This window comes from Streptomyces sp. NPDC048269 (genome assembly GCF_040652395.1).
GTDB lineage: Bacteria > Actinomycetota > Actinomycetes > Streptomycetales > Streptomycetaceae > Streptomyces.
This window is the reverse complement of record NZ_JBEZLW010000026.1, coordinates 84,624-94,691: the sequence shown is the minus strand read 5'-3', so window position 1 is coordinate 94,691 and position 10,068 is coordinate 84,624. Positions and strand designations below refer to the sequence as shown.

The window sequence follows — 10,068 nt, the reverse complement described above, 5'->3', positions numbered from 1 at the left end:
TGTAGGGGAGGACCACGGTCTCGACCCCCGCCGCGTCGGGCAGGGGGAGCGGAACGACGGGACCGAGGAAGGACTCGTCGTAGCCGGTGCGATCGAGGGCCGGGGGAGCGGGCTCCGCCAGGGGCATCGGGACGGCCGAAGCCATCCGCTCGGCGGTCCAGAAGGACTGCGCGTCCCGGGCGGACCAGCGGCCCACGGCCGCGTGCGCCGTGCCGCCCGCCCCGGCAACGGGCAGCGGCCCGGCCGCCAGCAGCAGCGCGGCCGCCGCGGCGGCGATGGTCAACGTACGTCGCATGTGGACTCCTAGAGAGCCTGGGGGAAGCGGAAGAGGCGGTCGGGGTCGTAGGTGCGGCGGACCTTCTCCAGGCGGGCGAGGTTCGGGCCGTAGTAGGCCTCCCGCCAGCCGGCGAGCTTCGGGTCGGTGTAGTTCTGGTACGCGCGGCCGCTCGCCCAGGGGCGCAGGTCCTGCCACAGCCCGTCGAGCCAGCCCTGGTGCCGGGCGACCTCGGCAGCCGTCGCGGACCCCGGCCAGTAGGCGAGGTACTGGGCGAGGAAGGCGCTGTCGCGGTGGACGAAGGCGGTGCCGGCGGCCGGGACCCGGTTCACGGCGCCGCCGCAGACCCCGTCGAACTGCACCACCCCGAAGCCGCCGCGCGGGACGGCGGACCCGTAGCGCCGGACGGCGGCCAGTACGGCGCCGACCGCCGCGTCCGGCAGTCCGGCGCCCGTCCAGAAGTCGGACCGCGCCGCGTACGATTCCCGGCCCAGCAGGCCCCGCGGATCCCGGCCGGGCAGGGTGCCCGGCAGCCGGCACTGCTCCGCGGTCCGCTCCAGGCAGCCCGACATGGCCCGTAGGGTGTCCCCGTAGCTCCGTACGACCGTCCAGCTGTCCCGCGCCGGCCGGCCGACCAGGTCCGACAGCCGGGTCAACTGCCGGTCCAGCTCCCGGTGCCCGTCGAGGCACACCACCCGCACCGCCGGGGGCGGCGCGGTGGCTCCGGCCTCGGCCGTGAACTCCACCTGGCTCCAGAAGGGGTCCGGCAGCCCGGCCAGCCAGCGCTGCCAGCCGCGCAGCACGGCCGGCGAGTCGCCCTCGGGCCAGTGGAGTTCGGCGAAGGCGCAGTCGCCCACCGGGTGGGTGCGGAAGCGGAACTCGGTGACCACCCCGAAGTTGCCGCCACCGCCGCCCCGCAGGGCCCAGAACAGCTCGGCGTCCCGGTCGGCGGAGACCTCGCGGACGGCACCGTCCGCAGTGACCACGCGGGCTCCGGTGAGCAGGTCGGCGGTCGTGCCGTAGGCCCGCGAGGCCAGCCCCAGGCCACCGCCGAGGGTGAGCCCCGCGATGCCTACGGAAGGGCACAGCCCGGTCGGGACGGCGCACCCGTGCCCGGCGAGGGCGGAGTTCACGTCCCCGAGCCGGGCTCCCGCGCCGATCCGTACGCCGTCCCCGCCGACCGCCACGGCGGCCATGGCTCCGGCGTCGACCACCAGCCCGGCGGAGCGGGTCGACCACCCGGCGTAGCCGTGCCCGCCGCCCCGCGCGACCACCGGCACTGCGGAGCGGCGGGCGAAGTCCAGGCAGACGGCCACGTCGCCGGCGTGCGCGGGATAGGCCACCGCCGCCGGAGCCACGGCGTCGTACCGGGGCTGGAACAACTGCCGGGCCTCGGCGTACTCCCGGTCGCCGGGGAGTACCACCCGGCCGTCGATCCCGCGGGCGAGGGCACCGTGGTCGGGGCCGCGGACGGTCGCCCCGACGGAGGCGAGGACGGCCGCGGCCGCGCTGCCCAGGACCTGGCGCCGGTGGAGGCTCATGCCTCCTTCCTCCCACCGCCCGAGCCGATCTCCGTGAAGGCGGGCCCACAGAGGCCGGGTTGACCCCCGAACGGCGCACAGCCGAAACGATCCGGCTTCTCATATATCCCGTTCGGTCCAGGCGGCGCTCACCTTAGGCTGCGCCCCATGCCAGTTACCGATCTGACCGCACATGCCGAAGAGTTCAACGCCGACCCCTATCCCTTCTACGCCTCCCTGCGCTCCCTCGGGCCGGTCCACCGGCTCGTCATCGGCGGCAACCGCACCTGGCTCGTCGTCGGCCACGACGAGGCCCGCCAGGCCCTGGCCCACCCGGCGCTGTCGAAGAACTGGCTCGGCTCCGAGCTGTTCGCGAACATCCCGGTGACAGCCGCCGCCACCAACATGCTGGAAGCGGATCCGCCCCACCACACCCGGCTGCGCCGCCTGGTGGCCGGCGAGTTCACCTCCCGCCGGGTCGAGTCCCTGCGCCCGCGCGTGCGGCAGATCACCGACGAGCTGCTGGACGCGATGGCCGCGGCACCGGACCGCCGCGCCGACCTGATCCGGTCCTTCGCCGCCCCGCTGCCGATGACCGTCATCTGTGAGCTCCTCGGCGTACCGGACCTGGACCAGGAGCGGTTCCGCCACTGGTCCGGCGAGGTCGTGGCGCCGATGGACCCGGCCAACCCGGACGCCAGGGTGATGGAGGAGATGACCGCGTACCTGTACGAACTGGTCGAGGCCAAGGCCGTCGATCCCGGGGAGGACCTGCTCAGCGCGCTGATCCGGACCCGGGACGAGGACGGCGACCGGCTGTCCCCCGAGGAGCTCATCGGCATGGCGTTCCTGCTGCTGGTCGCCGGGCACGAGACCACCGTCAACCTGATCGGCAACGGCGTACGGGCGCTGCTCGCGCACCCCGACCAGCTCGCGGCCCTGCGCGCCGATCCGGACGGGCTGATCGACGGCGCGGTGGAGGAGATGCTCCGCTACGACGGACCGGTGCAGCACGCCACCTACCGCTTCGCCCGTGCCGACCTGGAGATCGGCGGGACCACCATCGAGGCCGGCTCCGCCGTCCTGATCGGCCTCGCCGCGGCCGGCCGCGACCCGGCCCGCTTCGCCGAGCCCGGCCCGGACGTCTTCGACATCCGCCGCACCGGGCCGAGCCACCTCGCCTTCGGCCACGGCATCCACTTCTGCCTCGGCGCCCCGCTGGCCCGCATGGAGGGCCGCATCGCGATCCGGGCCCTGCTGGAACGCTTCCCCGATCTGGCCGAGGACCCGGACGCCGGACCGCTCGACTGGCTCCCGGGCACCCTCATGCGGGGCGTGACCAGGCTCCCGCTGCGCTGGTGAGCGGGGCTCAGCCCTTGCGCGCGAGCAGGAATCCCTGCGGGCTCTTCTCGTTGCCGTCGGGTTCGCGCACCAGCCGGCCCACCTCGGTGAGACCGGCCCCGGCCAGCAGTCCGGCGATCAGGTCAGGCGGCGTCCCGTACACGTCGAGGGCGACCGGATGCCCGTAGGCGTGCTCCAGCCGGATCTTCCGGTCGCCCGCGTCGAAGGCGATGAGTACGTGGCCTCCCGGGGCCAGGACCCGCGCGAACTCGGCTAACACCGGAGGCAGTTCCGCCGGCGGGGTGTGCACCGTGGAGTACCAGGCCAGCACCCCGCCGAGGACCCCGTCCGCCACGTCCAGCGCGGCCATCGAGCCCACTTCGAAGCGCAGCCCCGGATACGTCCGCCGGGCCACCGCCACCATCGCGGGGGACAGGTCGACGCCGAAGGCCCGTACACCGAGGGAGTCCAGATGCGCCGTCACCCGGCCCGGACCGCAGCCGAGGTCCGCGACGGCGCGGCCCCCGCCGGCCTGGTCGCCGCGTACGTACTCGGCGAACGCTGCCAGCATGGCCCGGTCCAGCGGCTTGCCGAAGAGCGCCGTGCCGAGCAGCCGGGCGTAGTCGACGGCGACGGTGTCGTAGGAGGCGCGTACGGAGCTGAGGTCCCAGGTCTCTGTCATGCCCCTGAACAGTAGCCTTCCCGACGCTCCGGCTCATCCCCCGGCCAGCGGATTGGGCAGCTCCGCCCACTGATCACCCGGGACGCCGGGGCTCAGCCGCATCAGCGTGAGGGCCTTGGTCGGCAGACCTCCCGCCAGCAGCGCCTCGCTGTCGGCGGTGGCCGGAAGGCCGGCCGCCACGGCGAAGGCGTCGGCGAAAGCCCCGGCCGATCCCGCCGTGGCACCGAGCGCCCCGGTCAGCAGCGAACCGAACAGCTTGCGCCGCAGCACGGTCACGTCGTCGGTGATCAGCCTGCCGGACAGGGGCGGCACCGGCAGTCCGTGCCGGACGAGCCGGGCCGGGCTGATCCGGATGTCGGCGAGGTCGCGGTAGACCAGCCGCAGCGGGGCGCCGGTGGCGGAGAGGACGACGAGCAGGTTCTGGCCGTGGGCCTCCAGCGCCACCCCGAGCTCCAGCACGCGCAGGCACACCGAGAGCGCGAGACGGGCGAAACCGGCCCGCCAGGCGGCCGAGCGCGCCTGCGGGAGCGAGGCCAGGGCCGCCACCGGGAGCACCCGCTCACCGGCGGCGGCGTCCGCGTACACCTCCGGCGGCTCGCGCAGCACGGCTGCCAGGTCCGGGCTGTGCGCCGTGGCCGCGCCCAGGGTGCGGGTGATGTGCAGCCGGCCGTCGAGCCGTTCGGACAGCGCCTGGGCGAAGTCGGAGACGGCCGTCGCCGTCTCGACGGAGTAGCCGGAGATGTCCCGTACGGAGGAGGTCAGCCGGGTGCTCAGAGCCGTCTTGACGTGTGCCCCGCCCTCGATCGGCGCCAGCGTGCGCAGGGCCATCAGCGGATGCGCCGCGAAACCGTCCCGCACCCGCTCGTGCTTGAGGGTGTGCGCCGCCTGCCAGGGATGCACCGGTACCAGGATCCGCCCCGCGTCCCGTAGCTCCGCCGGCCAGTCGCCCGTGACCAGGCACTCCTCGGCCCGTACGGAGACCAGGCCGAGGTCCACCACCGGGCGGTGCTCGGGGGCGTACGCCAGCTGTTCGGCCACCGAGAAACCGGGCCGGGAACGACAGTTCGGGTGGTACGGATGCCCGTCGACCACCCGCTGTTCCCACTGCCAGGTGGTCCGCGCGGCGACGTCCCGGCCGGCGGGCGGCTGTCCGGCCCGCGAGAGCGCGAGGGAGGCCGTGCTGCCGTCCAGCTCGGCGGCGAAGTCCTCCCCGTGCGGCACTCCCAGCGCCGCCACCAGCCGCGCCGCCTGCCGGTAGGGCCTGCCGTCGAGCAGCAGCTCCGCCGCGTACGCGTCGGTGGCGTAGGCGTCCGGCGGCGGGCCCTCCAGCCGCCCGCCGTCGGCCAGCAGCACCGCCAGGCCGGCGGACCCCCGCTCCCGTCCCACCACCCACGGCAGCGGTTCGAAGGCCAGCGCCCGCCACAGCCGGGTCAGTACGGCCGCCCGGGCGCCGTCGAGCGCGGCGCGGTACGCGGATTCGAGCGCGGGGCGCACGGCGGCCAGTTCCGCGGCGAACGCCTCTTCGGCGGGGGAGGCGGGAAAGTACATCGAAGGCTCCGCAGATCGGGATATCGCTTGACCGGATGATCACGTCATCATCGCGGATACTGAAGATCACGGCCGGAGGTCGCGTCCCGCGACCCCCGGCGCACCGGATGGACCGAATGGAACCAGTGGACCTCAACGCCGCCGCCGACGCCTACGCCGCCACCCCGCTCCTGAACTGCCTGCTCCGGGAGGCCGCCGACTCCGCCGAGGAACACGGTGCGGGCGTCCACCGGCTGCGCGGCAGCGGGCGGCTGCTCCGGGTGCGGGGCGGCCGCCGGCCGGTACGCCCCGAACTGCGCGGGGCGGACGGCTGGCATCCGCTCAGCCACACCGAGCTGGTCAAGCTCACCTCCGATGAACTGGGCCTGCACACCGGGGTACCGAACGACGAACTTCCGGTCGAGATCACCGACAGCCGGGACACCGTCGCCGCGCTGCTGGCCGCCCGCGCCGCCGCCGAGCCCCCGGCGGACCCGTACCTCCTCTCCGAACAGTCCCTGGTCATGGGCCACCCGAACCACCCCGCACCCAAGGCCCGGGGCGGGGCGCCGGCCGGGAGCTGGCTGCCGTACGCGCCGGAGGCCCACGCGCGCTTCCCGGTGGTCTTCCTCGGGCTGCGCGAGGACCAGGTGGCCGAGGAGGGCGGACCGGGCGCAGCCGCGGCGATCGACTCCCTCGCCGACGCCCTCGACGGGCCGCGCCCGCCCGCCGGCTACCGCCTCCTGCCCGCCCACCCCTGGCAGCTGGACCTGATCGGCTCCCGGCCGCCGGTGCGCGAGGCCTTCGCCGACGGGAGGCTGTTGCGGCTCGGGGAGAGCCGCCGGCCGGCGTGGCCGACCGCCTCGATCCGGACCCTGTACGTGCCGGACCGGTCCGCCGACCTCTTCGTGAAGTTCAGCCTCGACGTCCGGATCACCAACGACGTGCGCCGGCTGTGGCGGCACGACCTGCTGAAGCTGCGCCGCACCGACGCGGCGGTCGAGGCCGCCTTCGCCGCGCTGCACCGGACCGGTTGCGGAGCGGCCTGGCTCGCCGACCGCGGCTACCGCACCGCCGCCTTCGCCTTCGAGGAGCTCGCCGTCCTGGTCCGGGACGGCTTCCACGACGCGCACGCGCACGCCGCGCCCCGAGCCACCCCGTTGCTGGCCGCCGCGCTCGCCGAGGGCTACGCGGGAAGCCCGCTGGCGGCCACCGCAGACCCGGCGGCCTGGTGGCGGGCGTACCTGCGCCACGTCGTGCCGCCGGTGCTGGAGCTGTTCGCCCGCCACGGGGTCGTGCTGGAGGCGCACCTGCAGAACACGCTGGTCGCCGTCGACGCGGCGGGCATGCCGGTGCAGGCCCTCTTCCGCGACGCGGAGGGGGTCAAGCTGCTGCCCGACATGGAGCGCGCGGCGGCCTGGCAGCGGCTGGTCTACTGCCTGGTGGTCAACCACCTGGCGGAGATCGCGGGGGCGCTGTGCGAGAGGCATCCGGACATTTGCGCGCTCGTGTGGCCGGCCGTACGGGAGGAGTTCGTGCGCTACGACACCACGCGCGGGCTCCCGGAGATCGCGGAGCTGCTCGCCGCCCCCGCCCTGCCGGCCAAGACCAACCTGCTGCTTCGCTGGACCCGGGCCGACGGCGCGGACGCCCGCTACCTGCCGCTGCCGAACCCCCTGCGGGGGTAGGCCCCGTCGGAAACCGGCCAAGGTGGTGCCGGTTCCATACGTCCCACTCACCCAAAGGTATAGACCAATGCTAGGTTGGTCGGGCAGACCGCGCAGTCCTTGACCACCCGTCAGAGGAGAAGCCATGCCCTCCCCTTCGCGGGGCGGCGGCCCGGCCGCCATGCCCAAGTACCTGCGGATCGCCGCGGCGTTGCGGCACGAGCTCGACCACCTCGCGCACACCCCCGACGGCAGACTGCCGTCCGAACGCAGCCTGGCCGCCCGCTACCAGGTCAACCGGCAGACCATCAGGGCCGCGCTCCAGCACCTGCGCGAGGAGGGCCTGGTCGTCACGGGCCGCCGCGGCACCCGATCGGTGACCGCGGCAGCCGCGCCCGGCCGCGTCCCCGCCGCCCCCGCGCTTGCGCAGAGCTGGCTGACGCTGGTCACCGTGCCGCCCTCGCTCGCCGCGCTGCTCGGCATGAACGGCGGGGAGCGCACCCTCGTCCACCACCGGCGCGAACGCGGCCCGGCGGGCGAGGCGCTGCGGCACGCCGTCACGTACCTGAGCCCGGGTGCCGTCGCGGGGAGTCCCGAACTGGCCCGCTACCGCGACCGGCCGGCGCTGGTCCGCGACGAGGACCTCGGCCCCCTGCACCAGTGGCTCGACCGGGCCGCGGCGGAGGGCCGGGTCGCCGAGACGCTCACCATGACCCGGACCACCCATCCGCCGGCCGCGGCGTCCCAGGCATGCGGTCCGACCGTGCGGCGCACCCTGCACGATGCCTCCGGCCGGCTGCTGGCCGTCACCGATCTGGCCTTCCCCACCTGGGACCGGCTGACCTTCCACCGTGACCCGGAGCGCTCGTACTCCGTGACGCGTACTGCGTGAGTCGGACTCCCTGACCCGTCCTCCCTGACCCGTCCTCCCTGGCCCGTTCGGCGTGAAGGGCTCAGAAGCGCAGGGCCCATGAGTCGATGTAGCCGGTGTGGTCGCTGCGCGTGTCGAACACGCGCAGCCGCCAGACCCCGTTCGCGGTCTCCGAGGACGCGTCGAGCGCGTAGACCACGGTGTAGTCGGTCTCGATCCAGGCCTCCCACTCGTCCTTGACGGGGTAGGCCGTGCCGTCCGGGGCGATCACGTCGATCCGCAGGTCCCCGACGTCCGGATGCTTGATGGCGATCTCGACGTCGAGGTCCGCCGGGGCCCTGCCGGACACCCCGCTCACGGTCACGGGGGAGTCGACGCTCGCCAGATCGGCCACCGGGAGGTCCGTGGTGTTCGCGAACCGCTTGCCCGGAGGCCGCTGGGGTGACCCGCCCGTGTGGACGAGCCGGTTGGCGGAGCCCGGGCCGGGGTCGATGACCGATCCGGTGCTGGCGTAGCCGGTGAGGGCCGCGCCGACCTGGGCCGGGGTCGCCGTCCGGTGGGTGGAGAGGTGGAGCGCCGCCGCGCCGGTGACGTGCGGGGTGGCCATCGAGGTGCCCGACATGGTCATGTACCAGTCGTCGGAGAAGTACGCGGCCGAGGAGATGTCGTCGCCGGGGGCGAACAGGTCTACGAGCGGCCCGTAGTTGGAGTACGAGGCGCGGTGGTCGTAGTCGCCGACCGCCCCCACCGTCAGTGCGGTCTGGACCCGGGCGGGGGAGTGGCCCGAGGCGTCGATGCCCTGGTTGCCGGCGGCCACCGCGTAGGTGAGCCCCGAGGCGATGGAATTGCGGACGGCGGCGTCCAGTACGTCGTCGGGGTCCCCGCCCAGGCTCATGTTCACCACCGCGGGCTTCACCGCGTTGCGGGTCACCCAGTCGATGCCCGCCACCACCTGCTCCGTGGTGCCCTGGCCCGTGTAGTCGAGCACCCTTACCGCGACGATCTTCGCCTGCTTGGCCACCCCGTGCGTGGATCCCGCGACCGTACCGGCGACGTGGGTGCCGTGGCCGTGGTCGTCCTCGGCGGTCATGTCGTCGTCGACGGCGTCGTAACCGTACGAGGCGCGACCGCCGAAGTCCTCGTGCGTGATGTGGACGCCGGTGTCGACGATGTACGCCGTGACGCCCTGCCCGGCCGAGTCCGGGTAGGTGTAGGCCGCGTCCAGCGGGAGGCGCCGCTGATCGATACGGGACAGCCCCCAGGAGGGCGGGTCCGGCTGACTGGCGTCGAGCTTCAGCGTGCGGTTCTGCACCACCTCGGCGACGGCCGGGTCCGCGGCGAGCCGCCGGGCCTGGCGTTCCGTCAGCTGGGCGGAGTACCCGTTCAGCGAGGCGTCGTACGTGCGGCGGATCGTCCCGCCGAAGCGTTCGACGACGGTCCGGCCCCGCGTGGTACGGGACTTCGCGCGGGCCGGGTCGAGGAGGACGAGGTAGCTGCCGGCGACGGCTCCGGGCACGTCCGCGTAGCGGACGGCCCCCTCCGGCGTACTTGCCGCCGAGGATCCCGTGTCCACCCCGAGCGCGAGCATGGCGGCCAGCGCGAGAGCGGCGCCGCAGCGCCGCCATAAGTGCGGTCTCGTGGTCATGCGGCCAAGGCTGGGGCCGCCGCCGCGTACGGCACAAGGGGGCCGGGGACCGCTGGGGTGCGAGGGGGGGCTAGGAGGGCTCCGCCGCGAGGCCCGTGACGGGGGCGATGCCCAGGAGCTCGGTGGCTTCCTCGTCCGTCATGTCAGGGGCCGACGGCGGAGCGTCGGGGTCCGCGGAGGCGCCGGTCAGCAGGGCGAGGAGGCCGGCCACCTGGACACCCGCCTCGGCCGGGTGGCGGAAGACCGCGCCGGGGGAGATGTCGTACCGGTTGCGCCGGCCGTCGCGGACGCGCTTCAGATATCCGTCCGTCTCCAGATCGGTGACGATCGTCTGCACGGTGCGTTCGGTCAGACCGCACACGGCGGCGACGTCCCTGAGCCGGACGGCCGGGTCCCGGGCGATGGTCACCAGAACGCGGGCGTGATTAGTCAGGAATGTCCAATTTTGTCGCTGAGAGGTGCTCCCCATGTCGTCATGATGCGATACATGATTCATGAGTCGCAAGACGTGAAACAAATTTCCGGTAATTCTTGACGTACG

At 74.1% G+C, this 10,068-nt stretch carries 8 protein-coding genes and 1 pseudogene; 3 read left to right on the top strand and 6 right to left on the bottom strand.

Translation table 11 applies throughout. From position 1 onward, the window contains the following. Together AB0D48_RS25090 and AB0D48_RS25085 are read right to left on the bottom strand one after the other, a co-directional pair. A pseudogene (locus tag AB0D48_RS25090) lies at positions 1 to 295 on the bottom strand (hypothetical protein); the annotation flags it as partial. 8 nt (positions 296 to 303) lie between these two features. After that, a complete protein-coding gene (locus AB0D48_RS25085) occupies positions 304 to 1,815 on the bottom strand; it encodes an FAD-binding protein (RefSeq protein WP_362401044.1) in 1,512 nt (503 codons plus the stop codon). 147 nt (positions 1,816 to 1,962) lie between these two features. Between AB0D48_RS25085 and AB0D48_RS25080 the strand changes: the two genes are divergently transcribed. Further along, the gene (locus tag AB0D48_RS25080; protein WP_362401041.1) at positions 1,963 to 3,156 is read left to right on the top strand and encodes a cytochrome P450; all 1,194 of its coding nucleotides are present in this window, start codon (positions 1,963 to 1,965) and stop codon (positions 3,154 to 3,156) included. A 7-nt stretch (positions 3,157 to 3,163) separates the two neighbouring features. Here the strand turns inward: AB0D48_RS25080 and AB0D48_RS25075 are convergent, their stop codons facing one another. Together AB0D48_RS25075 and AB0D48_RS25070 are read right to left on the bottom strand one after the other, a co-directional pair. Continuing rightward, on the bottom strand, positions 3,164 to 3,817 hold the full coding sequence (locus AB0D48_RS25075) for a methyltransferase domain-containing protein (RefSeq protein WP_362401038.1): 654 nt from the start codon (positions 3,815 to 3,817) through the stop codon (positions 3,164 to 3,166). A 33-nt stretch (positions 3,818 to 3,850) separates the two neighbouring features. After that, complete coding sequence (locus AB0D48_RS25070) at positions 3,851 to 5,365, bottom strand: IucA/IucC family siderophore biosynthesis protein (RefSeq protein WP_362401035.1); 1,515 nt, start codon at positions 5,363 to 5,365, stop codon at positions 3,851 to 3,853. Positions 5,366 to 5,472: 107 nt separating this feature from the next. Between AB0D48_RS25070 and AB0D48_RS25065 the strand changes: the two genes are divergently transcribed. Together AB0D48_RS25065 and AB0D48_RS25060 are read left to right on the top strand one after the other, a co-directional pair. Continuing rightward, a complete protein-coding gene (locus AB0D48_RS25065) occupies positions 5,473 to 7,032 on the top strand; it encodes an IucA/IucC family protein (RefSeq protein ID WP_362401032.1) in 1,560 nt (519 codons plus the stop codon). A 124-nt stretch (positions 7,033 to 7,156) separates the two neighbouring features. Then, on the top strand, positions 7,157 to 7,903 hold the full coding sequence (locus AB0D48_RS25060) for a GntR family transcriptional regulator (RefSeq protein WP_362401029.1): 747 nt from the start codon (positions 7,157 to 7,159) through the stop codon (positions 7,901 to 7,903). 61 nt (positions 7,904 to 7,964) lie between these two features. Here AB0D48_RS25060 and AB0D48_RS25055 read toward each other — a convergent pair whose 3' ends face one another. Together AB0D48_RS25055 and AB0D48_RS25050 are read right to left on the bottom strand one after the other, a co-directional pair. Further along, complete coding sequence (locus AB0D48_RS25055; protein ID WP_362401025.1) at positions 7,965 to 9,470, bottom strand: S8 family serine peptidase; 1,506 nt, start codon at positions 9,468 to 9,470, stop codon at positions 7,965 to 7,967. A 127-nt stretch (positions 9,471 to 9,597) separates the two neighbouring features. Further along, complete coding sequence (locus tag AB0D48_RS25050; RefSeq protein ID WP_362401022.1) at positions 9,598 to 9,996, bottom strand: helix-turn-helix domain-containing protein; 399 nt, start codon at positions 9,994 to 9,996, stop codon at positions 9,598 to 9,600. Positions 9,997 to 10,068 lie beyond the last annotated feature (72 nt).

What these genes read in the sequence shown, in the direction of transcription:
- AB0D48_RS25060 (WP_362401029.1), top strand. Translation starts at nt 7,157, where the DNA reads ATGCCCTCCCCTTCGCGGGGCGGCGGCCCGGCCGCCATGCCCAAGTAC.
- AB0D48_RS25075 (WP_362401038.1), bottom strand. Translation starts at nt 3,817, where the DNA reads ATGACAGAGACCTGGGACCTCAGCTCCGTACGCGCCTCCTACGACACC.
- AB0D48_RS25085 (WP_362401044.1), bottom strand. Translation starts at nt 1,815, where the DNA reads ATGAGCCTCCACCGGCGCCAGGTCCTGGGCAGCGCGGCCGCGGCCGTC.
- AB0D48_RS25055 (WP_362401025.1), bottom strand. Translation starts at nt 9,470, where the DNA reads ATGCTCGCGCTCGGGGTGGACACGGGATCCTCGGCGGCAAGTACGCCG.
- AB0D48_RS25050 (WP_362401022.1), bottom strand. Translation starts at nt 9,996, where the DNA reads ATGGGGAGCACCTCTCAGCGACAAAATTGGACATTCCTGACTAATCAC.
- AB0D48_RS25080 (WP_362401041.1), top strand. Translation starts at nt 1,963, where the DNA reads ATGCCAGTTACCGATCTGACCGCACATGCCGAAGAGTTCAACGCCGAC.
- AB0D48_RS25065 (WP_362401032.1), top strand. Translation starts at nt 5,473, where the DNA reads ATGGACCGAATGGAACCAGTGGACCTCAACGCCGCCGCCGACGCCTAC.
- AB0D48_RS25070 (WP_362401035.1), bottom strand. Translation starts at nt 5,365, where the DNA reads ATGTACTTTCCCGCCTCCCCCGCCGAAGAGGCGTTCGCCGCGGAACTG.